The organism is Maribellus maritimus (genome assembly GCF_022267315.1).
In the GTDB taxonomy this organism is placed as follows: Bacteria; Bacteroidota; Bacteroidia; order Bacteroidales; family Prolixibacteraceae; genus Draconibacterium; species Draconibacterium maritimum.
Genome location: NZ_JAIKLE010000008.1, coordinates 161,388 through 186,588, shown reverse-complemented (window position 1 = coordinate 186,588; position 25,201 = coordinate 161,388). Strand labels below are relative to the sequence as shown.

22 protein-coding genes and 1 tRNA gene are annotated in these 25,201 nt (G+C 36.5%); 13 read left to right on the top strand and 10 right to left on the bottom strand.

Annotation, left to right across the window (positions count from 1 at the left end; all coding sequences use genetic code 11):
* The first annotated feature begins 335 nt into the window (after nucleotides 1-335).
* From K5G00_RS09650 to K5G00_RS09615, 8 genes are all read left to right on the top strand, one after another.
* Nucleotides 336-860 (top strand): hypothetical protein, encoded by a 525-nt coding sequence (locus K5G00_RS09650; protein ID WP_238765956.1) that lies wholly within the window; start codon nucleotides 336-338, stop codon nucleotides 858-860.
* A 42-nt stretch (nucleotides 861-902) separates the two neighbouring features.
* Nucleotides 903-1,355: an alpha-L-rhamnosidase C-terminal domain-containing protein gene (locus K5G00_RS09645; RefSeq protein ID WP_238765955.1), complete on the top strand. Its 453-nt coding sequence runs from the start codon at nucleotides 903-905 to the stop codon at nucleotides 1,353-1,355.
* Nucleotides 1,356-1,408: 53 nt separating this feature from the next.
* A complete protein-coding gene (locus tag K5G00_RS09640) occupies nucleotides 1,409-2,230 on the top strand; it encodes a hypothetical protein (protein WP_238765954.1) in 822 nt (273 codons plus the stop codon).
* Nucleotides 2,231-2,528: 298 nt separating this feature from the next.
* Nucleotides 2,529-2,996, top strand: a complete 468-nt coding sequence (locus K5G00_RS09635) for a GNAT family N-acetyltransferase (RefSeq protein WP_238765953.1) — start codon at nucleotides 2,529-2,531, stop codon at nucleotides 2,994-2,996.
* Nucleotides 2,997-3,152: 156 nt separating this feature from the next.
* Nucleotides 3,153-3,986 carry an HAD-IIB family hydrolase gene (locus tag K5G00_RS09630; protein WP_238765952.1) on the top strand — a complete coding sequence of 278 codons (834 nt, stop codon included), beginning with the start codon at nucleotides 3,153-3,155 and terminating at the stop codon, nucleotides 3,984-3,986.
* A gap of 110 nt (nucleotides 3,987-4,096) precedes the next feature.
* Entirely contained in the window at nucleotides 4,097-6,898 is a 2,802-nt protein-coding gene (locus K5G00_RS09625) for a M16 family metallopeptidase (RefSeq protein ID WP_238765951.1), read from the top strand.
* A gap of 91 nt (nucleotides 6,899-6,989) precedes the next feature.
* Nucleotides 6,990-7,622: a hypothetical protein gene (locus K5G00_RS09620; protein ID WP_238765950.1), complete on the top strand. Its 633-nt coding sequence runs from the start codon at nucleotides 6,990-6,992 to the stop codon at nucleotides 7,620-7,622.
* A gap of 3 nt (nucleotides 7,623-7,625) precedes the next feature.
* Nucleotides 7,626-8,504 carry a glycosyltransferase family protein gene (locus tag K5G00_RS09615; protein ID WP_238765949.1) on the top strand — a complete coding sequence of 293 codons (879 nt, stop codon included), beginning with the start codon at nucleotides 7,626-7,628 and terminating at the stop codon, nucleotides 8,502-8,504.
* A 29-nt stretch (nucleotides 8,505-8,533) separates the two neighbouring features.
* Here K5G00_RS09615 and K5G00_RS09610 read toward each other — a convergent pair whose 3' ends face one another.
* From K5G00_RS09610 to K5G00_RS09580, 7 genes are all read right to left on the bottom strand, one after another.
* Nucleotides 8,534-9,253, bottom strand: a complete 720-nt coding sequence (locus tag K5G00_RS09610) for a nucleotidyltransferase family protein (RefSeq protein ID WP_238765948.1) — start codon at nucleotides 9,251-9,253, stop codon at nucleotides 8,534-8,536.
* A 16-nt stretch (nucleotides 9,254-9,269) separates the two neighbouring features.
* Nucleotides 9,270-9,713 (bottom strand): DUF4293 domain-containing protein, encoded by a 444-nt coding sequence (locus K5G00_RS09605; RefSeq protein WP_238765947.1) that lies wholly within the window; start codon nucleotides 9,711-9,713, stop codon nucleotides 9,270-9,272.
* Nucleotides 9,714-9,757: 44 nt separating this feature from the next.
* Nucleotides 9,758-13,009, bottom strand: coding sequence for a UvrD-helicase domain-containing protein (locus K5G00_RS09600; RefSeq protein WP_238765946.1), 3,252 nt, complete (start codon nucleotides 13,007-13,009; stop codon nucleotides 9,758-9,760).
* A gap of 62 nt (nucleotides 13,010-13,071) precedes the next feature.
* Nucleotides 13,072-13,614: a hypothetical protein gene (locus K5G00_RS09595; protein WP_238765945.1), complete on the bottom strand. Its 543-nt coding sequence runs from the start codon at nucleotides 13,612-13,614 to the stop codon at nucleotides 13,072-13,074.
* Between the two features lie 70 nt (nucleotides 13,615-13,684).
* The gene (locus K5G00_RS09590; protein ID WP_238765944.1) at nucleotides 13,685-14,851 is read right to left on the bottom strand and encodes a C45 family autoproteolytic acyltransferase/hydolase; all 1,167 of its coding nucleotides are present in this window, start codon (nucleotides 14,849-14,851) and stop codon (nucleotides 13,685-13,687) included.
* On the bottom strand, nucleotides 14,848-15,327 hold the full coding sequence (locus tag K5G00_RS09585) for a hypothetical protein (protein ID WP_238765943.1): 480 nt from the start codon (nucleotides 15,325-15,327) through the stop codon (nucleotides 14,848-14,850). Before K5G00_RS09585 ends, K5G00_RS09590 begins: the two co-directional genes overlap by 4 nt.
* A 72-nt stretch (nucleotides 15,328-15,399) precedes the next feature.
* Nucleotides 15,400-16,278 carry an AraC family transcriptional regulator gene (locus tag K5G00_RS09580; protein ID WP_238765942.1) on the bottom strand — a complete coding sequence of 293 codons (879 nt, stop codon included), beginning with the start codon at nucleotides 16,276-16,278 and terminating at the stop codon, nucleotides 15,400-15,402.
* Nucleotides 16,279-16,489: 211 nt separating this feature from the next.
* On the opposite strand from K5G00_RS09580, the gene K5G00_RS09575 reads away from it, so the two are divergent.
* The 3 genes from K5G00_RS09575 (at nucleotide 16,490) to K5G00_RS09565 (ending at nucleotide 19,001) form a co-directional block, all read left to right on the top strand.
* Nucleotides 16,490-17,812 (top strand): Gfo/Idh/MocA family protein, encoded by a 1,323-nt coding sequence (locus K5G00_RS09575; RefSeq protein WP_238765941.1) that lies wholly within the window; start codon nucleotides 16,490-16,492, stop codon nucleotides 17,810-17,812.
* Between the two features lie 194 nt (nucleotides 17,813-18,006).
* Nucleotides 18,007-18,078: transfer RNA gene (locus K5G00_RS09570), tRNA-Gly, on the top strand.
* 542 nt (nucleotides 18,079-18,620) lie between these two features.
* Entirely contained in the window at nucleotides 18,621-19,001 is a 381-nt protein-coding gene (locus tag K5G00_RS09565; protein ID WP_238765940.1) for a hypothetical protein, read from the top strand.
* Nucleotides 19,002-19,007: 6 nt separating this feature from the next.
* On the opposite strand, the gene K5G00_RS09560 is transcribed toward K5G00_RS09565, so the two are convergent.
* The 3 genes from K5G00_RS09560 to K5G00_RS09550 all read right to left on the bottom strand — a co-directional run bounded on the left by K5G00_RS09560 (nucleotide 19,008) and on the right by K5G00_RS09550 (nucleotide 22,699).
* Nucleotides 19,008-19,556 (bottom strand): glutathione peroxidase, encoded by a 549-nt coding sequence (locus tag K5G00_RS09560; protein WP_238765939.1) that lies wholly within the window; start codon nucleotides 19,554-19,556, stop codon nucleotides 19,008-19,010.
* Nucleotides 19,557-20,077: 521 nt separating this feature from the next.
* A complete protein-coding gene (locus tag K5G00_RS09555) occupies nucleotides 20,078-21,664 on the bottom strand; it encodes an alpha-N-arabinofuranosidase (RefSeq protein WP_238765938.1) in 1,587 nt (528 codons plus the stop codon).
* A gap of 30 nt (nucleotides 21,665-21,694) precedes the next feature.
* Nucleotides 21,695-22,699 carry an arabinan endo-1,5-alpha-L-arabinosidase gene (locus tag K5G00_RS09550; RefSeq protein ID WP_238765937.1) on the bottom strand — a complete coding sequence of 335 codons (1,005 nt, stop codon included), beginning with the start codon at nucleotides 22,697-22,699 and terminating at the stop codon, nucleotides 21,695-21,697.
* Nucleotides 22,700-23,369: 670 nt separating this feature from the next.
* Between K5G00_RS09550 and K5G00_RS09545 the strand changes: the two genes are divergently transcribed.
* Nucleotides 23,370-23,960, top strand: coding sequence for an RNA polymerase sigma factor (locus tag K5G00_RS09545; RefSeq protein ID WP_238765936.1), 591 nt, complete (start codon nucleotides 23,370-23,372; stop codon nucleotides 23,958-23,960).
* 47 nt (nucleotides 23,961-24,007) lie between these two features.
* Nucleotides 24,008-25,099, top strand: coding sequence for a FecR family protein (locus K5G00_RS09540; protein WP_238765935.1), 1,092 nt, complete (start codon nucleotides 24,008-24,010; stop codon nucleotides 25,097-25,099).
* The last annotated feature ends 102 nt before the right edge of the window (nucleotides 25,100-25,201 follow it).

Here is a 25,201-nt window from a genome sequence, read left to right as displayed (position 1 = left end):
TTAAGGAATAAAGCTAAATGCGAAAAATGCGGTTTGATTGAAACTCCCTTAATAAAATCAAAATGGAGTTGGAAAGAACTGAAAAAGCAAAATTATTATTGTTGCCCGAAATGTTTTTCACTACAATTAATTTATGGAAACAGTCAAAAAGGTAAAAGATTGATATTGGATGAACTTAAAAAAACTACACCGAACAAATTGTAATATGACAGGCGTGGCTGAAAGGATTTCTGTTGAAAAATTAAATGACCGTTGCAGTAGATTTTAAGACTCGCATAAATAATGACATACTTACTTAACCTAAATCAGATACATAATTCAATTTTAAAACAACAATGAAAAAAGCACTCGCATTATTCATCGTATTTGGATTTGCTTGTTTATTCACAAGTTGTCCCGGAGATTTCTCCACGACTTACAATACGATTAAATCAGCCAATGTTTTGCTGTTTTCATTTAATGAGAATGGAATTTTTCCGCATTTGGAAACCATTAATATAAATGAGTTGGGGATTGGTGTATATCCAGACTCAATATTTGAAAGGTATGAAGTGGCTCAATCAAATTCAATTATAAATGGCGCATATGCTATGGAAAACCCACATCAAATTGTATATACAAATTCGATTGATTCTATAAATGTCTTTACAATTTATGAATTTAACAAAGAACATCCGGCAGGTAGTAAAGTAAATGACATTTTACTATTTCTTGACTACATGGGAGAGACAAAGGAATTAAACATAAATGAATTATCACCTGAATCTCATCATTTTAAGTTTTCAGCAGTACCCACGAATGATTCTTTACAGTTTGAAATTACAGGGAGGATTACAAATGAAAACGACTTTAAATTATAATACCAACCTAGTAATAATAGATTAAAAAACGTTTCACCTTATATGGCAGGCTTCGAGGTTATGGCTTTAGCCCAACTTGGCAATACCGGTTATATGTTAGACCTCGTTAGAAATTATTGGGGAGCAATGCTGGCGGAGGGAGCAACCACTTTTTGGGAAGCATACGATACCAAAGAATCCAACGAAAAACAATACGCTTTTTATGGACGACCATATGCCAAAAGTTTATGTCACGCCTGGAGTTCAGGTCCGGCAGCTTTCTTACCATCTGAGCTCTTTGGATTAAAACCTTTAGAAGATGGCTGGAAACGTTTCTCCCTGCAACCAAATTTAGGAAACCTGAAATGGGCAAGTGTTTGTTTACCTACAAAATACGGTAATATTATTGTCGATGTTGAAAATGACAGTATTCAAATATCTATTCCCGGAGGAACAGCATTGGAATGGAAAGGTAATTCATTTGAAGGGCCTGGCAAATTGACAGACAAACTTTAAAGATGTTTATATATATATATACTTGGCTGTTATGAGACAAATAAACTGACAAGATGAAACAATTGATTCCGCTGATTTTAATAGCATTATTTACAGAACTCACCTGTTATTCACAAGGAGTGAAATCTTTAGATCCTGATATTTATGGTTACTGGATTACCAATGATTGCCTTCAGGAAATAGAAAAAACACGCGACCCTTTTATTACAATCAAAAATAATCCTTATAAAATACTGATTCTTAACCCGGAGATTCAATCAGGGGATACCATAAAGATAAGTTTTGATGAAGCCAGACGTTCTGAATTTTCTGGATTTAGTTTTTACAAAATTACAACAGACAGTTCTTTAAATTATGTTGGATACAGTTTTTGGAAGCCATCAGACATTGAATACAATAAAAGTGAAGCACACAAAATAAGATATGATAAAACCGGGGATTTATTAATTGTAACAACACATTCAGGTATGGTAACCCGGTACAAAAGAATTCCGGAATTCGAAAAGGATAAGTATATGGATAACCTGACAAGATTAATTAATCAAATTCTGTTATCTGATACATATATCTTCGACAATAAAATCATAGCATTTACCGACGATGGAAAGGTTTTGGTATTTAATGATTACAAGTCATTTCGTATTGGTATTATCTATTCTTTTGACTTTTCGTTGTTTCAAAACAACTACATAGAATTCTCAGAATCTCCTATCCCCGGAAAATATTATTCTGCAACGGAAAATTTTGACAATCGCTTTTCTTTTGAATTTGACTCAGACACTTTGAAGCTATCTGAGATAAAGGAAGAAACAATAAACGGTTATCGGTTAGTAAAAGGGCGATTGAAATATAAATTAACGAAATATACCCCATAGTTTAGCTTATACAAATTGTATTGCCTGGTATGTTGGTATACGAACTAAGCGATACAATCGCGCAGAAGCAGGGGGCTGAATTTTAAAAAATAAAATATTAAAATTTCAGGGGCATATTTTACTTTTTAGGCAAAATAGTAAATGAGTAATTTAATTCTAAAACATAATAAAATGAAAACCAAATTAACATTCGTCCTATTAATCATTTGTTTCATTGTAAATGGACAAAGCAGTAGCGGCGCAAATTGTACATTCCGCCAGCTGTGGGGAATAGCTGAATTTCAATTATATTAGTCAGATGAAAGATAAATTTACAGCCAAAGTCGTTTTCAGAGAGGCAAAACCAGAGGATATTAAACAAATTCAAATGGTAAGAAACGCTGTAAACGAAAATGTTCTCTCAGTCCCCGGTTCAATAAGCGATAAAGATTGTTTGGATTTTATAACAAAAAGAGGAAAAGGTTGGGTTGGTATTGCAGACAATCAAATTATTGGCTTTTCGATAGCCGATCTGAAAGAAAATAACATATGGGCGTTATTTGTACATCCGGCCTATGAGAAAAAAGGAATCGGAAGACAACTGCACAACATTATGTTGGATTGGTATTTCGGACAAACTACCGAAACAGTTTGGTTGGGAACCGCACCCGAAACAAGGGCTGAAGTTTTTTACAGAAAATCAGGCTGGGCCGAAACCGGAATCCGCGGAAACGGTGAAATCCAGTTTGAAATGACTTATTCAAACTGGAAAAAATTAAGCCGGTAATATTAAGCGTTTTTATTGGCGGCGCAATCAAATGAAAATACTGCATTGGCGGATGAGGAGAGCCAATTTTGAGGAGGAAGATTGTTAACAGGTTCACGGGCTTTGTTTTTTTCAATCAACATTAATGTTTAATTTTAGCCCTAAGAAGATTTATCTATGAACAATGTAAAATTGGTTGCCACTGATTTGGATGGTACATTTCTAAAAAACGATCGTACGATTAGCAAAAAAAATCTGGAAGCGCTGCGACTTCTGGGCCAAAAAGATATTGTACGTGTGGTGGCAACCGGACGAAATTTAAAAAAAGTTCATGAAGTAATTCCGCCCGATACACCTTTTGATTATATTGTCTATTCTTCGGGGGCGGGTGTTTTTAACTGGAAAGAACAAAAGGAGATGTTTCACCGGAATATCATTCAAAGTTCAGCCCAAAAATTACTAAAATACTTTATACAGAGAGACATTAGTTTTCATGCCTTTTTTCCCGCTCCCGGGAATCACAATCACTGGTATTTTCGCGGCGACAATTCGTGCCGGGAGTTTGAAAAGTATTTTGATTTTAACAAGGCCTATTCCTATGAATTAAAACCCACTAAATTACCGGAAACGGAATTATGTCAGTTTCTGGTTATTATTAAGGAAGACAAATACCATTTTGAAAAATTAAAGATAGAAATTGAGGCTATTTGTGAACATATCCGGGTGATTCGCACGTCGTCTCCCATCACAGCCGGTTACATCTGGATTGAAATATTTCATCAGTCAGTCTCAAAAGGAAACGGCGTGAAACATATTTGTGACCTGCTGGGAATCGGGCAAAAACAAACCCTGGGCATTGGAAATGATTTTAATGATCTGGACCTGCTGGGATTTACACAACATTCTTTTTTTACAGAGAATGCGCCATCCGAGTTAAAAGAAATATATCCACATGCCCCTTCAAACGAAAACGATGCATTTGCACATGTTATTCAACCGATTGTTTTATGAATTGTTATGTATTGGTTAACGATATGTAAAAGGTTTTAAACAAATTTAGAACCCGGGAAATGTAACTTTGGCCTTAGTCGGAATACAAATAGTTGAAACAAAATAGAGATATGAGAATTATAACAAGTTTGATTTTTTTGTTGAGTGTATTTTTTGTTACCGCTCAAAATGATGTTGATTTAAACGCTCCTCTTCCTGAGGATCCACAAGTAAGTAAAGGAGTTCTCGAAAACGGAATGACATATTATGTACGTGCCAATGATAATCCGGAAAACCGGGCCGAGTTGTTTCTGGTTGTGCGGGCCGGTTCGGTTGATGAAGACGATGACCAGCAGGGATTGGCGCATTTTGCAGAACACATGGCATTTAACGGGACAGAAAATTTCCCTAAACATGAGCTGATTAATTATTTTGAATCCATCGGGATGGAGTTTGGCCCCGAAATTAATGCCTACACCAGTTTTGATGAAACCGTGTATATGTTGAAAGTACCGCTTGACACAATGGAATACATGGAACAGGGATTGCAGGTTTTATACGACTGGGCAAGTCAGATTACCGATTCAGATGAAGAAATAAATAATGAGCGGGGAATCATTCATGAAGAATGGAGGGGGAGCAAAAGTGCTGAAGAACGGATGCAAAAACAGTGGTGGCCCGTATTTTTAAAAGACTCGAAATATGCAGAACGTTTCCCTATTGGTAAAATGGAAATCGTAGACAATTGCCCGCCGGAGGCTTTGCGCCGCTACCGAAACGACTGGTACAGGCCCGATTTGCAGGCAGTAATTGTTGTTGGTGATTTTGACCAGGACGAAATGGTGCAGAAGGTGAAACAAAAGTTTTCGCAAATTCAAATGCCTGAAAATCCGCGAGAGAAGGAATATTATGAAATTCCTGATCATAAAGAGACTTTGGTGAAAGTTGTTACCGACAAAGAAGCGCGTTACCCACTTGCCTATGTAATGTATAAACACGATCTGGAAATTTCTAATACGGTTGGCGATTACCGAAACATGATTCTGGAGAATCTGTATAATGCAATGATAAATAACCGCCTGGCTGAAAAAACACAACAGGCCGATCCGCCTTTTATTATGGGACAATCGTCGTACGACGAATTGATAGGCCCTAAAAGTGCTTATTTGTCGATTGCAGTTACTCAAAACGGTAAGATTGAAGATGGCATCAAGGCTGTTCTTTTGGAAAACGAAAGGGTTAAAAAATTTGGTTTTACACAAACTGAACTCGAACGGCAAAAAACAGCTTTGTTAAATTATATCGAAAAGTCATATAACGAAAGGGAGAATCAGAAATCAATCAATTACGCAGAAGAATATAAACGTAATTTTCTGTTGACAAAAGAACCCTTTCCGGGAATTGAAAAAGAGTTTGAATATTTTAAAACTTTTATGCCGGGAATTACCCTGGAGGAAGTAAATGAACTGGCAAACCAGTGGATCAAAAAGGAAAACCGTGTAGTAATTGTAACTGCACCCGAGATAGAAGGAGTTGACGTTCCAACAGAAGAAGATATTTTTGCGCTGCTCGACGAAGTGGAGAAGACTGAAATAGAGGAGTATGATGATGCCGTTGCCGACGTTCCGTTGCTGGCGGAAGAGCCGGCAGGAAATCCTGTGGTAGCTGAAAAACAACTGGAAAATGTTGACGCAGTGGAGTGGACACTTCAAAACGGAGCCAGGGTAATCATTAAACCGACAGATTTTAAAGATGATGAAATTCTGTTTAACGCCTGGAGCCCCGGGGGAAATTCATTGTACGGATTAAAAGATGATATCTCAGCCGATTTTACAGCCGATATTCTTGGAATGAGTGGAATAGCTGATTTTGATAATATTACGCTTGATAAAATGCTGTCGGATAAAGTTTTTTCCATTTCTCCTTTTGTAAACCAGTTGCGCGAGGGCTTTAACGGCAGTTCTTCAGTAAAAGATGTGGAAACATTGTTGCAAATGGTTTATCTTTATTTTACTCAACCCCGTTTTGACGAAACTTCATATAAATCCTATTTGACACGTCTTGCCGGTGTTTTGGAAAATAAATCCGCTTCGCCGGAGTCGGCGTTTCAGGATACTTTACAGGTTACTATGGCCGGATATAATAAGCGTGCCCGCCCAATGACAACGGAGCTGTTAAAGGAGGCTGACTTTGAGCGTATAAAAGAAATAGGAAAAGAACGTTTTAAAAACGCATCTGACTTTGTTTTCTTTTTTGTGGGAAACATTAATCCTGAAACGTTTAAACCTTTGGCAGAGAAATATATCGGCGGAATTCCGGCTTCGGGAGAGATAGAAAAATGGAAGAACCTGCATATTGAAACTCCTGACGGAGTAATTGAAAAAGTGGTTAAAAAAGGACAGGATCAGAAAAGCATCCAGTATATTGTTTTTCACGGTGATTTTGATTATAACTCAAAAAATCGGGTGGAACTGGACGCCATGGGAAGGATTCTCTCAACACGTTTACTGGAAGTTATTCGCGAAGAAAAAAGTAGTGTATATTCTATCGGAGCCAGTCCCTCTTCTTCAAAATATCCGGACGAAGAGTACAGCGTAGCTATTTATTACGGTACCGATCCGGAAAAACTTCCTGAATTAAAACAGGCCGTTTTTGATGAGATTAAAAAATTTGCTGAAAACGGTCCGTCTAAAGAAGAATTGGATAAGGCAAAAGAAAAAATGTTACGTGAACGTGAAACCGCCGAGAAAGAAAATAGTTTTTGGTTAAGTATTTTAAGCAATACCTACTATTTGAAAGACGGTGATTTCACAAAATACGGAACGTACAAAGAGTTGGTGGATGCTATGACAATCGATTCGCTAAAAAATGCGTTCCAAAGATATTTTAACTTTGACAATTACATAAGCGTGGCATTGGCGCCCGCTGAATAACCAAATCTATGATTGCAGAGCCGGAGTTTATTATAAATTCCGGCTTTTTTTTGCCCTGAAAAATGTATTTTTGAATTTCAATAATCTGAATATGAAGATTTATTCACCTTTGTTTATAGCGTTGCGGATTATAGTTTATGCCACGCTGGTTTTTGGGATGGCCGAAGGTGCTTTTTTTGATGCGGCACACCCGCTTGGTGACAGTTTTTTCGGTGAAGCTACTTTTGTTGAAATAACACAGGAAGTGTTGTTGTTTTTGCTTTCTGTCTTTTTCATTTTTATTGGGTTTAAATGGAAAACGATTCAGCCGGTTTCCAATCTCATCGGTTTATTTTTTCTCATTTCGTTTATTCGTGAATTTAATTTTTTAAGCATTGATTGGAGCTATCCGGCATTGATTGTTTTCCTGGTTTTTATTTGGTTGTTTATTCGCGATTTTAAAAAGATAAAAGAAGCAAGCATTCAGTTTTTTAGTGTGCCGGCTTCATCGTGGTTGCTCTCGGGGCTGCTCACTACTTACGTTTTTAGCCGTTTGATGGGGCGTTCAAAATTTTGGCGATTGTTGTACGCCGGAGAGGAATATCGTTTGGCAAAAGCAGCTACCGAAGAAAGTATCGAACTGCTGGGCGATACGATTATGTTTATTGGAGCGATTGAATTTTTGCTCTATTTTATAAGCAAACAAAAACTATCGGCTTCTGATTCCTGTCTTCCAACTTCTTAAGCTATGAAAGTCTGCGGTTTTACATTTATCCGAAATGCGGCGAAGTTTGATTTCCCGATTGTTGAAGCCATAACTTCGGTTTTACCGCTGTGCGATAAATTTGTGGTTGCCATTGGAGAATCGGAAGACAATACGCGTGAAATCATTGAAAAAATTGCTCCCGATAAAATTCAAATTGAGGATACGATTTGGGACGAATCTTTAAAAAAAGGGGGAGTGGTTTACGCTGCAGAAACCGACAAGGCTTTTGACGCTGTTCCGCCGGAATTTGACTGGTGTTTTTATATTCAGGGTGATGAGGTAGTGTACGAGAAATATTTGCCCGTAATAAAGGTCGCGATGCAGGAGAATCTAGAACGAAAAGAAGTGGACGGTTTGTTGTTTCGTTACAAACATTTTTACGGAACTTTTAATTATGTAGGCAATTCCAGAAAATGGTACCGCAGGGAAATTAGGGTTGTCCGCAACAATAAAGATATACGTTCGTACCGCGATGCGCAAGGTTTTCGAAAAGACGGCGAAAAATTGAATGTAGTTCCGGTCGATGCTGAAGTTTATCATTACGGTTGGGTGCGGCATCCCAAATTTATGCAGGAAAAAATTGATGCTGTCCGGCGTTTTTATGATGGTATTTCGGAAGCAGAAGCACAACAAAAAGCAACTGCCGCTGAGTTTAATTACAGCCAAAAATATGATGCGCTTGTCCGTTTTAAAGGCACACATCCAAAAGTTATGGAAGAGCGAATAAAACGATTAAATTGGCAGGTAAATGTCGATTTATCTCAGACGCATATGAAACTAAAATACCGGATTTTGTATCGGATTGAAAAGTGGTTTGGAGTTCGTTTGTTTGAGTATCGGAATTATCGAATACTGAAGTAGGGATTATTTTGGATTTATTTCCTGGTATTTTACGAAAACAATCTTCTTGCTTCTTCCAGTTGATGAGGTTTCCCTACATCCATCCACAAATCAGAGTCGTCGAAATAACCTTTAATGAGTTGTGTTTTGGAAAGTCTGAGATAAAAATCGATAATTGAAAATCGATCGTCTTCCGGGAAATATTCAAATATTTCAGGACTTACCACGTGAATTCCACTGAACGTTTTTTCAATACTACTTTCGAAAGTCTCCGGAACCGATATTTTTGTCTCGCCTGTCTTTTTATTTAACCAGCCCACCAGTTTGTTTTGCTTGTCGAATTTTAAGTAGCGTTCTGTTTTTCTGTCGCGTACGGTTAAGGTTGCCAAAGCGCCTGATTCTTTATGGTAATTTACCAAATTCTTCAGATCAACCGTGCTTAAAATATCAACATTGTAGATTAAAATTGGATTAGAGGCTTTTAAAAGTGGAGCTGCTTTTTTCAGCCCGCCGCCGGTGTCGAGTAGTTTGTCACTTTCATCGGAAATGACAATTGGAATTCCAAAATCGTTGGTTGCGATAAATTTTTTTACTTTTTCTGAAAAATGATGAACGTTGACCACAATTTCATCAATGCCTTCTTTTTTTAGCTTTTCAATGGTTCGTTGCAGAAGTGTTTTCCCTCCAATTTCCACCAGTGCTTTGGGTTTGTCAGCTGTTTCGTTTTTTAAACGCGTACCAAGCCCGGCGGCAAAAACCATTGCTTTCATAGACTGATTTTAGTGTTTATCGTATTCTGTCGAGACTTCGAACCAGCGCTTCGTCTTTCCCAATAGCACGGATAGCAAGGAAATCTAAAATAACAGCAACTATCGGAAAGGCAACCGGAACTTTAAATGCAATTTTTGCACCGTCGAAACTTGCATAAGCAAAATAGAAAAACATGCCAAAAAGCCCGAGTAAAAGAACAATCGTAAACACGGTCATTCGAATTTGACGGAAGCGTTTTTTGTACATCTTGATAATGACAATATGTAGCAAGGCTATAACACCAATAAAAATTAAAATGGGCAGTCCGTTAAAAACAAGCGTTTCTCCATTAAAAATTCCTTTTGCTGAAAAGGTGTAAAGCTCACCGTTTACGGCCAGTTCAGCAAATTTTAGTTTGTAAAGCGAGGCTACCAGTAATCCGGCAACCAATAAATATGCAGTTTGAATTCGTTGAATCATAATAATAATTTTTTTGCAAAAATAAATTTTTTCGCGGGGTGCCGTTAAAATTCCCCCACTTTTTCTACTTCGTTTAATGCAACATACCAAAGAAATCCTTCCACTTTCTCAAATCCGGTTTCTTTTAGTGTTTTGGCGTAACGTTTTACCTGGGTTTTGTATTTGTCCTGTTTTTGTTCGCCGGTTTTGTAATCGACGACAATGGCTGTCTTTCCTGAAAACATAATTCGGTCGGGGCGAAGAATTTTTACTGATGTTAATAAATCTCTTTCGTTTAGTATTTTCCAGCTCCCATCGAACCAATGTTTTACTTCCGGTTTATCGATATTTTCGAGCAATTCCTGCTGAATTGAAATGCGCTCATCTTCATCAATTCTGCCTTCCAGTAAAGCTTGTTTGCAAGCTGTTTCTAAATCGTTTTTGGTTTGAACAGCAGAAAGAATTTCGTGTATAATTTTTCCCCTGTTTTTTACCGATTTATTTTCTTTTCCGGGAACCAGGAAATCTTCACCGTTTAAACGCAATTTTATTTTATCGCGGAATTTATTGAACTCATAATTTTTTATCAAAACCAGGTTCGATTCCTTTTCTTCTTGTTGAATTGGATGGAGTTCTCCAAATTCGAAAATTGTTTCATCTTCGTTCCAGCAATCTTCAAAAGGTGCTTTTGAACTCATCATTTGCAAAGACTCTTTAAATAACCCATTTACACTTTTCCCTGTTTTTTGAACATTAATTGAATTTATCATCAAAACCGACTCTGCACGTGTAAAAGCTACATAAATTAGGTTCATTGTGTCGATAAATGTATTTGCTTTTTCCTCAAAATAGTCCTTTTTGAAAAGCGTATTTTCCAGGCCAGAAGTTGCTTTTACCGGAAGCAGCGGAAAACGATTAAACGGCTCCGTTTCGGTGCTGCACCAAAGGGTGGGAGCGAAGTTGCCACTCCACGATGTTTTCCAGTTTAAATAAGGAATCAGCACGGCTTTAAACTCCAGTCCTTTCGATTTGTGAACGGTTATTAAGCGGATGGAATCAATTTCATCGTTTACATTTACCGATGTCCTGAATCCTTTTTCGTTCCACCAGTATAAAAAGTTGGAAAGGTCATTGGCAATCGAGGTTTTTATTTCCCCTGCTTTGTCAATTAAGGTTTGCAGGAAAGGAAGTTCGCTTTCCAGTTTAAAAAGCTGAAAATGGCTGCAAATTTCGGTCAACGTTTCGTCAAGCGAAGTAAGTAAAACTTTTTGTTGCATTTCCTGCAAACGGCTGCCCAATTCCTGCCCAAAAGCGGCATCGAAATCATTTTCCAATTGCCAGTTCTCTTTGTCTTTTCCTGAAAAATCAAGTGTTTGTTGCGCCACTGAAAAAGAAATGCCTTTTCTTGCCAGTTCGGGTTTTATCGACGATTCCCAAAGTTGTAAAAGAGATGCCTGCGTGATTTTATTTTCCGGATCGATGAGCCATTCAATCATCAGCATAACAAACAGAACCGAGCGGGAAGCATGTAAAAACAGCGATTCGTTGGACAAAACAGAAAGGTTGTATTTTGTATTTTCCTGCTGTTTAGCAGCGGATAAAAATTCCTCAATAATTTGCGTTCCTTCTTTATTTGTTCGAATTAAAATGGAAATATCTGATGCTTTAAAACCGTTGTCTTGCAGCTTTTTTACCTGTTCAATTAAAAGTTGGGTCGAGTTTTCCTGAAATTCATCTTCTTCCAGAAAATTAACCTGAACAAAACCTTTATTTTCAACCGATGTATTTCCAGGTTCCTGTTTAAAATCGCTGTAAATATGGGTGAATTTTTCTTTCAGAATTTCCCATTCTTTATCGTCGGATCCAGAAAAAAGGTTTGTTTCCAAAGCCGATTTTAGATGTTCGATACTTGAATTGTTAAAGGCAATAATATTTTTATCGCTTCGCCAGTTTTTTGTGAGTGCTTTCGTTTCCGGAATAAACGCAGGAAAATCGGTATCGACCTGTTCAGCCAAAATATTCCAGTCGCTGTTTCGCCAGCGGTAAATCGATTGTTTTACGTCGCCCACCAGCAGGTTTTTGTTGCCTTCGGAAAGCGAGTTGGAAATAAGTGGTTTAAAGTTTCTCCATTGCAACGACGATGTGTCCTGGAACTCATCAAGCATAAAATACTTGAAAAAATTCCCTACTTTTTCATAAATGAAAGGTGAATCGCTCTCTCCAATTATTTTGTTAAGCAGCAAGTTGGAATCGGAAAGTTGCAACATTCCTTTTTCCTGCAACAGTTTTCTGATTTCCTCTTTTAAATCGGTCAAAATCCCCAGCATTCGCAACTGGTTGTTTACTGCAACTGCCGAATAATAAGGAATAGATTGTTTTCGGAAGAAATCGAGAATGTCGGAAAGTAAAGGTTGCAATTTGCTTTCAACCAAAGCCTGAAGTTCTGCTTTTTGTTTGTGGCTTTTGGCAAACCATTTCTCTGAAGATTCTTCCGCAGTTAAAATTCGTGCGCCAGGTTCTTTTATTTTTCCTTCGGAAAGATTCAAAAAGTATCCGGCAACCCCCGTTCTTTTATAGGAAAAATCATCAACTGAAAAACCATGATTTTCGATTGAAGAAATCGCTTCGTAACCTTTTTTTTGTAATGTGGATTCAAAAACAGCAATAATTTTTCCCAGCTCTTTTTTGAAAGCGTCAAGATTTTCGCGAGTATAAGTTGCAGAATCTTTTGTGTCAGGAAAAAACAGTTGAAACTTCTCATTAAACAGTTCTTTACCCAGAGCTTTTATATCTTCTTCAATGCGCTGACTCTGGTTTTCGGTGATTTTTTCTTCGCTGAATTTTACCAGCCAGTCAAGCAGTTTTTTATCCTGATCAATTTTTGACAACATTTGGTCAACTGCTTCTTCCAAGACCAAACTATCATCGAGTTCCAGCGCAAAATTGGGTGAAATTCCCAATTCCCGGTTAAACGCTTTGATAACCCGTTGGGTAAAAGAATCGATGGTGTTGATGGAAAAACGGTTGTAGTCGTGTAGAATATTTTTCAAAACCAGCCTTGATTTTTGCCGGATATTTTCTTCTTTGAAATTTAGTTCGTTTTGTAATGTTTCCAGGTATTTTGATTCTTCTCCTTCGGCGAGTAAATGCAATTGTTCCAGAATTCGGCTTTTCATCTCGTTGGTTGCTTTGTTGGTAAAAGTAACCGCCAAAATATGTTTGTAGTTAAAGGGATTTTGCATTAACAGTTTGAGGTATTCAACTACCAGATGAAAAGTTTTCCCGGAACCTGCCGATGCTTTATAAATTGTGAGCATAAAAAAAGATTAAGTAAAGAGTGAAAAGTTAGGAAGAATTATTTGAATTTTTTAATCCTGTTTTAAAATCCCGGCCCGTTGCCTTGTGTAACACTAACACGGGTTTCAATTTTAAATTTATCAGAAACCTTGTACTGGAAGAACATGCTTGCGCCCCTCATGTCAAAATTATTCATGTTTTGGTTTGGTAAAGGAGCTGAGAAAATGGAATTGGCCCCAAAGCTGTAGCCCCCCAGTTTAATTTTGTCATTTAATTTATAGGTAGCACCACTGAAAATGGCTCCGTTTCTCAAAAAAGGCGAAAATATTAAACCGGGACGATTGAATGAAAAAGTACTCAGTTCGTTGAGATTAAAAAAATCCTGCATATTAAACTGATATCGCTGTTGTGCGATTAGTGCGCCGACATCAAATTCCGGAATTTCCAAATCGGGCACCAAACCACCACTCTGCAAAGTACCGGATAACATTTGACGGTAAAGAATCTGACGCTCAAGTTCAATCTGTGAGGAGTCTTTCTCAAGAGGCATTACCGGCATTAATTTTTCCTGTGCAGTGGCACTCCAGCAAATAAAAATCAGAAAAAAAATAATTATGTTTCTCACGATTTTCCTCCCTTCCTTTTCATTTCTTTTCAAAATTAGAAATAAATGATAAAAAAAAGCGAAAAGAGAATCATTTCAATTGAAATTTGTAATATTTTGTCCTTAACTGATGGTCTGCATCATCTTTTCTGTAAAAAGAAATCTCCATCGAACTATTGCCTGTGTCGTATAGGTTGTGATACACAGTTCTGACTGGTGGAACAAGAGGTTTTGTACACATTTTATCTTGTATAAAAACCGTGGAGTTTATATTTTTTATTTGTTGTATCGAAAGGCTTTTGCTGTTGTCCTTGATTGCCTTTTCAAGCGTTTTGAATCTTGCAAACGGACAAGAATCATCGATACTGGTAGGGAAATTTTTTGAGTGAAGGAACTGATGAACAGGGAAATTTGTAATGATTTGAATTTTTTGATTTCCGCTGATAATAAACTCCTCGTTGTGATTAGGTGAATATTCCCAAATAAAAGAATTCCCGTCTTTATCGGCAACAATCAAATGGGTTGGCAAAAACATATAAAAATGTTTATTCAGCAGAAGTAATTTTTTTGCTTCTTCTGCATTTTTGCAATTGTCGAGCAGGAGCTGAACGGCAAGCATTTCATTTATTCCAACGCCAAAACCCTTTGTTGGCTTGTAAAAGCTGGTGTTTACACTGTCGGCGTGTAAATGGGAAACGACCAGACCTTCCGAATTGATTCCGTCTAAAGCAAGCCCGTACAATTCGAAAGAAAAAGTTGACAGTGATGCATATCCTTTGTCTGGATAAATTTCAATAACATACGGATTGGACAATACCGATTTTGAATCAGGTGAAGGTTTTTGACCCATTATTTCCTGAAATGCAATCAACGGTAAATCTGCATTTCTGCTTAAAATACCGGTTTTTGTTTGTGTAAATTCAGCGGGATAAAAAACGGCTGAACATGCAATCGTTCCGTTAAGATGACCAAAACAAGTGAAATCTTTATCCGTAGCCACCAGACTTTCACCAAACGCTTCCGCAAAGCCTTTCATTCGTTCGAAATGAACCGGATAATTTTGCTGAATATATTTTTTCTGACATTCATTTTTTGTCGGATTTGGGTTTGTCACGGCTAAAACAGAGTATTGTTTGCGAGCTATTTTACCCAATTGAAATCCAATCTCACGGCTTGTCCCCCACAGTTTCATGTGCCGTGCCGTTACATAGTCTCCTTTTTTCCGGTGAATAATATGTTCGCTGATTTTGAGCGTCATGTTTTTACATTATTGCATTTTAAATATTGGTTAATTTCATTTTCCCAGTCTTTAAGATTTTCAGAAAATATGTTATTCAGGGCTTTTTTGTTTTGTATGTTTCCGTTTTTATTTAAGCCTGTAAATGAATAGGTAATTTGGGCTTTGGTGTTATTCTCATCTATCTGAAAACACTGAACAGTAATTGTCCAGAAACGGTCGTCAGTTATTACCAGATACCGGACGAGCTTCGTTTCAGTGGAATATTTTGTTACAATCCACAAATAATCACTTTCTCCGTCAAATGTAGGGTTTGTTTTAAAAGTTGTTCCTTCCTCTATTTTTTCAGTTTCCGGATAAATAAGTTCAGGATTCCAGCCCTCTGCCCATTTGCGTTCTTCAAAAGCTCCAAAAAGAGGAAAAATATTTTCGATGTTACCGTTCAATTTAATGACAGCTTGTTTTGAAATTCTTTTGGACTTAATGGGTTTCTTCATTTTCTTTCTGTTTATTGTTTCAGGCAAAAATGAATAAAAGAGAGCAATTCAATTTATCGAAAATTGGGAATTTTAGTTTTTGAGCAAGGTGGAAGGTGAGATGTGAAAATGATTTTTAAACAGATGACTAAAGGAACCTATACTGTCAAAACCTACTGATTCACATATTTCCGTTACAGAGCCCTTTTTATGTTTTAACAGTTGATAAGCCTTACTCAATTTTAGTTGGGTCGAAAACTGGTGAGGGGTAGATTGAAACAGCTGTTTAAAATTTGATTGCAGGTGGTATTTATTTAAACCTGCTTCCAATGCAATCTCATCAAGGGTTATTTTTTTTGAGACATTTTCCCGGATAAACTCCCGGGCGATAAAAAGTCGTTTGTACAGTTCTGTTTTTGTGGAAGTTTTTACTGCATCAATTTTTTGAATCTGTTTTGATGTTTTGTTGTTCATTTTAACAAATTCCGAAACCAACTCGTACAAATAAAAATCAACATTTTCTTTATAAGATGAATTGTTTAACAGAAAACAAAGGATTTTTTGAACTCTTTCGTTTAGCTCGAAGGGGACTGTAGGAATATGAAAATCTGTTCTTTTTGCATTAAAATCGAGTAGTTGCTCTTGTGTCGAGAGAAGATTTTTGATACTGTTTTTTATAAATTCATCGTCAAACAAAATAAGAAGTGTTTGCAGCTTTACCGGTTTGGAATAATCGATTGCAATGGAATCGTCTGCATTCAGAAAATAGAAACTCTTTTCCCTGACCTGTGTTTGACTTTCGTTTAAATAATAATTTCCGGGATTTAAAAAGTTGGTCAGAAAAAGATAAGGCGATCTGTGTTTGGGGTAATAAAAGTTTCCACAGCTTTTGGCATAAACAACCAAATTCTCTTTGCTTTTTTGAAATGAGTGGTTTTTATTTTGCAACTGAGGCCATTCCCAAACAAACATTTTTAGTTTTTTTACAAAAATAGCTGAAAGATTGCTTTCCTGCTAATTTTGGGGCTTTGTTCGATGTTCTCCTAAAAACCGGAAAAGTTCTTTTTAGATTTTTGTTTATGGTTTATTCAAAATATCTGTTTAAAGTATATTAAAAAATTCTATTTAAAAGTCAGAACTGCTATATTTACCAGTCCAATTTAAACGTTCAAAAACCACTAAGATGAATTCAGACAGAAGAAACTTTATTAAAACTTCGGCAATTGCCACAGCAGCAATAAGTACTTTTCCAACTATTATGAATGCTTGTGCTTCTCCTGCAGAGAAAATTAGAGTAGCTTTAATTGGTTGCAGAAGCCAGGGATTTAGCGACTTAAAAAGTTTTATAACAGACAAAAAGAACAATGTTGATTGTGTTGCAATATGCGACGTTGATTCCAATATTCTTGAAGAACGCGCTGCAGAAGTTGAAAAAATTACAGAAACGAAACCACTCACCTATTCTGATTTTCGTGAAGTTTTAGATAACCCCGATGTTGATGCTGTAATTATTGGCACACCAGACCATTGGCACGCAATTATGATGATGATGGCATTAGAGGCCGGAAAACATGTGTATGTTGAAAAACCAATGGGCCATAGTATTGAAGAATGTGATGCAATGGTAAAAGCCGCTAAAAAACATCCGGAATTAGTTGTTCAGGTAAATATGTGGCAGCGGAGTTCAAAACATTGGTTTGAAGCCTCTGACATTGTTAAGTCGGGAGAATTAGGAGATGTTCATTTGGTTCGTGCATGGATTTACAAAGGATATGATAATCCATATCCGGTAATGCCAGATAAAGAAGAGGCTCCTGACTATGTAGATTACGATATGTGGTTGGGGCCTGCACCTAAAAGACCTTTCAACTTGAATCGTTTTCATTATAATTTCCGCTGGTGGTGGGATTATGCAGGAGGTGCAATGACTGACTGGGGAGTTCACTTGCTTGACTTTGCTCTATTTGCAATGGATGCCGGTATGCCGCAGAAAATTTCTCCCGGGGGAGGTATGTTTTACAATAAACCCGGAGCAATGGATACGCCGGATATCGAACAGGCTTTATATGGTTATCCTGAGCATACGATGATATGGGAATGCGGCCTGAATCCTGGAATAGGGCTTTACAAAAGAAATTCTCACGGTGTCGCATTTGTTGGAAATAAAGGAACTTTAGTCGTTGATCGTGGGGGGTATGAACTTATTCCGGATTTTAATAATGAAAAAAGAGAACCATTTTTTGAGGGGCTTGTGCAAAATAATTATGGAGACGGACAGGACGAACATGTGAAAAATTTCTTACAATGTATTCGCGAAGGTGGAACTCCAAATGCCTCTGTTGAAATTGGTGCCAAAACTGCAACGGTTTCCGAGATGGGGAATATTGCTTACCGTGTAGGAAAAGTTATCCATTGGGACGATGCAGCCAAAAAATTTGATGATGAAGAAGCTAACAAACTTATGAAGGTTTCTTATCGTGATCAGTGGCAATTGCCAAAGGTCTAATTTTGAGGATAGAATTATTACAGTAGCAAAGGTCAAATAAAAGTTTTTTTACTGTTTAATAATAATTGAGGCAGATTAAAAATTAATTTTTAGTCATTTGTATAGAAGAACAGAATATTTGTTTTTTCCTTCAATTATTATGGCTGTATGAAGATTAATCAATCAAAATAATTTATATTTTCGCATTGAGAAAAGCGGGAGTAGCTCAGTGGTAGAGCATCAGCTTCCCAAGCTGAGGGTCGCGGGTTCGATCCCCGTTTCCCGCTCTGTAAACCAGATTGTTACATTTTGGCAGATTTTCTTTTTTTGCTGAAATTTGACGGTTTTCACGTTAAAATGTAAACCAGTTCGAAATTTTACCGTTATTACGTGTTCGCGAAAAGTGGTCTGTTATTCTGATGAATTTATGTAAAATAAAAGGTAACTCACTCCATTTTATTTTTCTGTATTGAGAATTATTGTTAATAAAATTATATTGACCAATTAAAAAAATATTTGTATCTTAGATATGCATATGGGGTTCTTCCCATATTGTGTGTTTGGGGGTTAACATTTAAAAGGGTAGCTATTGAGCTGCCCTTTCTTTTTGATTGATGTTTTATGGATGAACAAAAATCTCCTCTTTTCAACTATTAAGATTTTTAAATTTTCAGTTTTTAGTGTAGAAAATATTTGTTTTTCTCTTGAAAAAAGTACTATCTTCAGAAACTTTTTAAGTTAAGAGGGTCATTTATAATCATTAGTTTGTGTTATGGAGTCATTTGCGAGGTTAATCCACAAATCATACATGACATATTTGCCTACTAAAATGCCTGTTCAGTTTTATGGATTGCCAGACGGGAAGGTGTATATTTTGTATGCTAAATTTTTCAAGGTAGGTTATGAAAAGTCGGGTTTGGAGTTTGTTATTGCTGAGCATGAAGAGTTTTCTTTTGACTATGAAAAAGGACAACTTATTCAATATGATTCTTCAATGAATAAAATTCATGTTTATTCTGAAACTGTTGATAAGCCAAATCCAAAAATTAAAATAATCAACGTATTCCGAAGTATAAAATCTTTTGCGGAGGCTTTTGAACATCTCAATGAAAAGGCAAAAAAGATTTTAAAAAACAACAATATCCAGGAGAAACATATTGAAGTTGATGCAGACAATGAAGAGTCAAACAGGAAGTCAGCTTCTGCATAATCATTTTTATGGTTGTGTCCCTTTAATCCAGTTTATTATTTTTTCATCGTTTGGCTTGGTTTTTGGGTCAATCATTTCAACCCATTCTCCTTTTTCATTGATTAAGTATTTTTGAAAATTCCAGCTTACTTCGGAATCCATAACTCCATTTTTACTTTTTTGAGTCAGCCATTGATAAACCGGGTGTATATCATCTCCTTTAACACTGATTTTGGACATCATAGGAAATGTTACTCCATAATTTTTCTGACAGAATTCTTCAATTTCTTCATTTGAACCAGGTTCCTGATTTGCAAAGTTATTTGCCGGAAACCCGATGATAACAAAGTTTTCATCTCCATAGGTTTCGTATAATTCCTGAAGTTGTTCGTATTGCGGTGTAAGTCCACACTTTGAGGCGGTATTAACTACTAATACTTTTTTCCCTTTTAAGGATGACAAATCAAAACTATTGCCATCAATATCTTTAACTTTAAATTTGTGAATAGTATTTTGTGCATCTACACCTAAGCCTAAAAATAATGCGACTGTAAGAAGCAAAACAATTTTTTTCATGTTGAAAATTATTGGTTATCTCAAAACAAAAACAATTCAGTTTAATAAAAGTTTGGAATATTATTTTGTAAATTAAAATCAACTTAAAACTTCCATTGCTGTCTTTGTAATTGACCAGATTGGGTAATCACAATATTCATTTCTTTCATTGGCTTAACTACTTGTTCTGTTGAAATTAATCAATTAGTTAAAATTGAATAACATAGTTGTTTGTGCATTATTAGCAAAATTACTTATAACCTCCGTGATACACTGTACACATATTAAAAGTCAGGCGGGAATATCGCCCGGAGAATATTAGAAATTCAACGAAACACGAAAATACCGGGGTGGTAAATTTGTAATAAATTGAACCTCCTTTACTTTTTAGTCGCTTAACGAACAAATGAAATTAAGTAACAATTAAACTTCTAATCGCTTTGGGGTTAGTTCTCCGCCGCAGAGCGGCGGGGGCAGTTCATTTTAAAGCAATTTCAATTATGTGTTGGAATATTTTTTCTAAAAATCAGGCCATATAGATCTTATTTAACAATTTTTCCTTTTAACATAGTAAATGAATGAGGAGGAAATGTGTAAGAAAAATTTCCGGTTTTTTTGACTTTTACTGATTCTTTTTGAACCGTTTGAACATTGGTTTTGTCAAAGTCGTTTTCGGCCTTAATATCCGGACCATTTATTTCATATACCTCAAATTCCCCGTCAAATAATCCTTCCTGCGAAATAATATCTGTTTCAATTGTATTGTCTTTATGTCGGTTAATAACACACACCACAACTTCTCCACCATTGTACGCTGCTGACACGTCAAGATAGGGTACATTGTTTTGTTGAGTTGCCTGTTCTGCCAGTCCGAGGTAAAATTCGTCAGTATCGTATGTTTCACAATCCACAAAAACGTCAAGCGAAGTTCCGAACATGTTATTGGCAAAAAGCTGTAGCGGGTAATAAATGGTTTGTTTAAACATTCCATCTTTTTCGGCAAAAATAGGAGCGATAACATTCACCAACTGCGCCATATTTGCCATTTTTACGATATCGGCATTTCGGATAAATGCGTTTAAGAAACCAGCAATTACCAAAGCATCTTCAAGGTTGTAGCGTTCCTCAAGAGCACGGTCACCTGTCATGGTTTCCTCTGCTCGCCAGCGATACCAAATATTGTACTCATCCCATGCGATATAAATAGGGTCTCGATCTCCACGGTCCGCTTTTTCCATTTCCCGTAAAATCATTCCTTTTACAACTTTGGTCCGCTCTTCCAAAACCAACGGCGACGAAACAAAATTGTAGTAATTATCCTGATGATTGCCAACATACATATGGAGAGCAATATAATCAACCACATCTTTTAACTCAGAAAGTACCGTAGCATTCCATTCGTGCGGATCATTATCCGGTCTGAAGTTGGAGGCGCCGGCAGCTACCAGTTTAATCGATGGATCAGTAAGCCGCATCAATTTGGCTGCTTCATGGGCTTTTTTGCTATAATCTTCCGCATTAAGATGACCCATTTGCCAGAATCCATCCATTTCGTTTCCAAGGCTCCAATATTTAATGTTATAGGGGGCAGGATGACCGTATTTTTTTCTAAGTTCAGCATAATACGGACCTTCTTTCACGTTACAATATTCCACCCACTGCTGAGCTTCTTCAATTGTTCCTGTACCTAAATTAACTGCAAAATATGGATCGGTGCCAATTCTACGCGCATATTCAATAAATTCATCTGTGCCAAATTGGTTGGTTTCCAATCTTGCCCAGGCCAGTTCCATTCTTGTTGGTCGCTGGTCCTTGGGCCCAATTCCATCCTTCCAATGATAATTGGAAACAAAGTTTCCTCCCGGATACCGTGTTAATGGAATATTTAACCCTTTTACTGCGTCAAGTACATCCAGCCTAATTCCTTTATCATCTGAAAGCGGAGAATCAGGATCGTAAATGCCACCGTAGACGCAACGCCCAAGGTGTTCCACAAAATTTCCATAAAGGTTTTTGTTTATCTCGCCGATCTTCCGGTCGACATCAATTTTTATTCTAGCATTTTGTGCCGTCGTTGTCAGCGCCGAAAAAATTCCCGACAGCATTACCAGCAAAATAAATCTTTGCATAAAGTTGTTCATTTTCATGTTTTAGCGTTTTTAGATATTAGTAATTACCGGCCATCCGTTTTTATCCCAATCGAGCTTTTTAATGATAAGTTTTGGCCTCCCTTCATCGTTGGCATCGTAGCCATGAAAAATAATATAATCGGCTCCGTTAAATGTATAAGTTGCATTGTGTCCTACTCCATGCCAGTTTTCATCCCCTTTTAACAGGATTGTCCCGCCTCCGGTTGCCATTGATTTTCCATTTTTATCGAGGTATGGGCCAGGTATTTTTTCCGACCGTCCAACAATCATTTTATATGTACTGTTCACTCCTTTACAGCAATAATCGATAGATGCAAAAAGATAATAGTACTTCCCTTTCTTAAAGATAAATGGAGCCTCTATGGCATTGCCTCCGGCATCTACAGGATTGTCATCAACAGACGGAGGATTAGGGGCATCTGATGATTTTTTTCGCGAGGCAATGGTTGGAATGCTATTTAAATCTTCAGCAGTTTCAGTGCCATTCGGATTCAGTTTTATCAGTTTCAGCCCATCCCAAAATGATCCAAAGGTTAGATATGGTGTACCGTCTTCAGCAACAATCAGGTTTGGATCAATGGCATTCCAGTTGGTTTCTCCCGGAAACGATTGTATTACTTTTCCGTGGTCAACCCATTTAAAATCAGGATCGTTTGGATCCAGCGTTTGGTTGGTTGCAAGTCCTATACAGGAAGTATTCTTACCAAAGGCTGATACGGAGTAATAGAGGTAATATTCTCCGTTATAAAAAGAAATGTCGGGTGCCCAAATGTGCCCTCTGAAACCCTTGACAGCCTCAATGGCCCATTCCGGTGCTTCCGAAAAAACAGATTTCTCGCGTTTCCACTCCTTCATGTCAGCAGATGACCAGACACTGATACCGCGACCGGTGCAGAAAAGGTAATAGGTATCATTTTGTTGAATCATAACCGGATCGTGCACAACAATATTTTGCGAAAATCCTTCGTGAAATAAAATTGTTAAAATTGTCAGGAGCAAAAATATTTGTTTCATGATAGACTATATTTTGAATTAAATATAGATAAAAAAAAATATAATTTCTTTGGATTTCAAGTATAAAGTTAATCAGTGTTGGAGACGTATTTTAACTAAAATTCGTGCGCACTCAAAGAGCTGTAAAACAAAATTCATAGGCTCTTTGTCGCAGTAGCACAAGTTTTCTGGTTTAAATAAGGTTTTTCTGGAGCGTGAGTCATAATTTAAAATAAGATATTTATTTTTTAGATAAAAAACATTTTTTATGAATGCGTTGTGTTTTGAGTTGTCCTTGCTACAAGACACAAATACATCTTAGCGCAAATCTCTGGCTTGTTGCAGTGGCAGCAATAAACAGGGGGGCAAAATATATTATCAATCGATTGCATCGGATAGTAAAAATTTATCTGTGCCCGGTAAATGGCGATGATATAGTTTATTTTGCTTTTTAAATTAATAATCTACTGGAATCACTATAGTTTGATAAAGTCTTTATTTTAATTTTTGTGACTTTATTGTATCGTAATCGCATTCGTTTACATTTCTAGAAAAATATAAAATAGGGATTCGCTGACAAAAATTTATGGATTACAAAATCTGGTAAATCCTTCTTTTCTCGGTAAAAAGAGTTGTTATATTTGTGTTTTATAAAGAATCAAATTTATTTAGGAACATAGTGTTGACTAACATGTCATATTGGGCTCGTTTTAAGGAAGGTGATAAGGAGGCTTTGGGTAAGATTTTTCAAACTTACTACAAGGAATTATATTTCTATGGGCTAAAAATTGTTTCAGTTCCCGAGTTTGTTAAAGACGTTATTCAGGAAGTTTTTGTGCGGTTGTGGGAGAATAAGGATAATGTCGGACATGTAACTAAAGTAAAATCGTATCTTTTGGTTGCTTTACGAAACGAACTTATTCACGCTTCAAAGAAAAATCGCATTTCAGAGGAAGAGCATATAAACATTGAACCATTTACGTTAACGATAGAGGATTTTCTGATTAGTGAAGAAGATTCAAGGCAGTTGAACGAAAGACTGGTTATCAGTTTAAATAAGCTTTCAGAACGACAACGTGAGGTTATACTGTTGAGGTTTTATCATAATTTGACTTTTGAAGAGCTTGGAGAGGTTTTAAAGATGAATGTTCAATCTGTTCGAAACCTGTTATTCCGGGCCTTGGAAAAGGTTCGAAACGATTTGAAAGACATTGGATTTCATGATGCAGAAAACATTGAACTAATTCTTTTTTCGCTCTTTTCAAAAAAAAGTAGTAATTAATTGAGTATAAAATCATTTTTTCTCCTCTTTTTAATAGAGTTGGAAGAATGAATCATTTTAAAAATGACATATATGAAAAGTTACTAGCAGATAATCGGTTTATTAACTGGGCATCGGGCAAAGATAAATTCGATTCTGAATATTGGGAAGACTGGAAAAAGCGTCATCCTGAATTTCAATTAGAATTTGAAGATGCAATTAAAACCGTTCAATTACTTCAATTTCAATCTCCAGATATTTCAAATCGGGAAATAGAATATATTTGGGATAAAACTGATAAACGTCTAAATACGCTCAGGCGCCCCCTTTCTTCTAAAATCTTTTTATCGTGGATGTCGAGAGTGGCGGCTATTTTAGTCATTCCTTTAATTATTTCTGTAATTTGGTTGTATCAAAACAATTTGTCAATCAAGAATAATTTTGCAGAATTAACCAATCAGTTACCGCAAAAGACGGTAACTGTTAGTACGCCGTTAGGTGGATTGGTTAATTTACAATTGCCCGATGGTTCAAAGGTATGGCTAGATGCAGGTTCAGAAATTACTTACCCTGCATATTTCAATAGTGATAAACGTGAAGTAACCCTTACTGGACAGGCTTATTTTGAAATAAAAAAACGAAATGTGCCCTTTTATGTTAAGAATGCTGGACCACTTATTAAAGTATATGGCACAGCATTTAGTGTAAGTGCATATGACAATGAAGAGAATGTAATTGTTGCGCTTGCTGAAGGGAAAGTATCTTTGGACGTAAATAACAAAGAAATTTTTATGAAACCAGGAGAGATTTCAAAATTTAATAAACAGGCACACTCGTTTGAAATCCTTGAGAGCGATATCAGTCAGTATGTTAACTGGAAAGATGGAGTACTTATATTCCGAGATGCAACACTGGCAACAATTGCTAGAACTCTGGAAAGGCACTATAATGTTTCAATCTCCATTGATGATGATGATATCGCAAATTATAAGTACAATGCTATATTGAGGGGCGGGGGGCTTGAACAGATGCTCGATTTGCTAACTCTTTCAGCACCTATTAAATATAACTATGTTAAACCAAAACAAAAAGAAGACTTTTCTTATACGCAAGCATGCGTAATTATTACAAAAGATACTAAAAGAATTGTGAACCAATAAATATTATTTGCCTATGCAAGATCGAAACATCTAAAAAAATGTGAGTAATGCTCCAACATTACCCACATTAAAACTAATGTTTTTTATTAATCATTTAAATTA

Bases quoted from the DNA above. Each gene is read 5' to 3' on its own strand.
- K5G00_RS09610 (WP_238765948.1), bottom strand. From the start codon at position 9,253: ATGAAAGCAATGGTTTTTGCCGCCGGGCTTGGTACGCGTTTAAAAAAC.
- K5G00_RS09635 (WP_238765953.1), top strand. From the start codon at position 2,529: ATGAAAGATAAATTTACAGCCAAAGTCGTTTTCAGAGAGGCAAAACCA.
- K5G00_RS09565 (WP_238765940.1), top strand. From the start codon at position 18,621: ATGCCTGTTCAGTTTTATGGATTGCCAGACGGGAAGGTGTATATTTTG.
- K5G00_RS09575 (WP_238765941.1), top strand. From the start codon at position 16,490: ATGAATTCAGACAGAAGAAACTTTATTAAAACTTCGGCAATTGCCACA.
- K5G00_RS09555 (WP_238765938.1), bottom strand. From the start codon at position 21,664: ATGCAAAGATTTATTTTGCTGGTAATGCTGTCGGGAATTTTTTCGGCG.
- K5G00_RS09540 (WP_238765935.1), top strand. From the start codon at position 24,008: ATGAATCATTTTAAAAATGACATATATGAAAAGTTACTAGCAGATAAT.
- K5G00_RS09590 (WP_238765944.1), bottom strand. From the start codon at position 14,851: ATGACGCTCAAAATCAGCGAACATATTATTCACCGGAAAAAAGGAGAC.
- K5G00_RS09585 (WP_238765943.1), bottom strand. From the start codon at position 15,327: ATGAAGAAACCCATTAAGTCCAAAAGAATTTCAAAACAAGCTGTCATT.
- K5G00_RS09615 (WP_238765949.1), top strand. From the start codon at position 7,626: ATGAAAGTCTGCGGTTTTACATTTATCCGAAATGCGGCGAAGTTTGAT.
- K5G00_RS09550 (WP_238765937.1), bottom strand. From the start codon at position 22,699: ATGAAACAAATATTTTTGCTCCTGACAATTTTAACAATTTTATTTCAC.
- K5G00_RS09650 (WP_238765956.1), top strand. From the start codon at position 336: ATGAAAAAAGCACTCGCATTATTCATCGTATTTGGATTTGCTTGTTTA.
- K5G00_RS09645 (WP_238765955.1), top strand. From the start codon at position 903: ATGGCAGGCTTCGAGGTTATGGCTTTAGCCCAACTTGGCAATACCGGT.
- K5G00_RS09640 (WP_238765954.1), top strand. From the start codon at position 1,409: ATGAAACAATTGATTCCGCTGATTTTAATAGCATTATTTACAGAACTC.
- K5G00_RS09620 (WP_238765950.1), top strand. From the start codon at position 6,990: ATGAAGATTTATTCACCTTTGTTTATAGCGTTGCGGATTATAGTTTAT.
- K5G00_RS09605 (WP_238765947.1), bottom strand. From the start codon at position 9,713: ATGATTCAACGAATTCAAACTGCATATTTATTGGTTGCCGGATTACTG.
- K5G00_RS09560 (WP_238765939.1), bottom strand. From the start codon at position 19,556: ATGAAAAAAATTGTTTTGCTTCTTACAGTCGCATTATTTTTAGGCTTA.
- K5G00_RS09630 (WP_238765952.1), top strand. From the start codon at position 3,153: ATGAACAATGTAAAATTGGTTGCCACTGATTTGGATGGTACATTTCTA.
- K5G00_RS09545 (WP_238765936.1), top strand. From the start codon at position 23,370: ATGTCATATTGGGCTCGTTTTAAGGAAGGTGATAAGGAGGCTTTGGGT.
- K5G00_RS09625 (WP_238765951.1), top strand. From the start codon at position 4,097: ATGAGAATTATAACAAGTTTGATTTTTTTGTTGAGTGTATTTTTTGTT.
- K5G00_RS09600 (WP_238765946.1), bottom strand. From the start codon at position 13,009: ATGCTCACAATTTATAAAGCATCGGCAGGTTCCGGGAAAACTTTTCAT.
- K5G00_RS09580 (WP_238765942.1), bottom strand. From the start codon at position 16,278: ATGTTTGTTTGGGAATGGCCTCAGTTGCAAAATAAAAACCACTCATTT.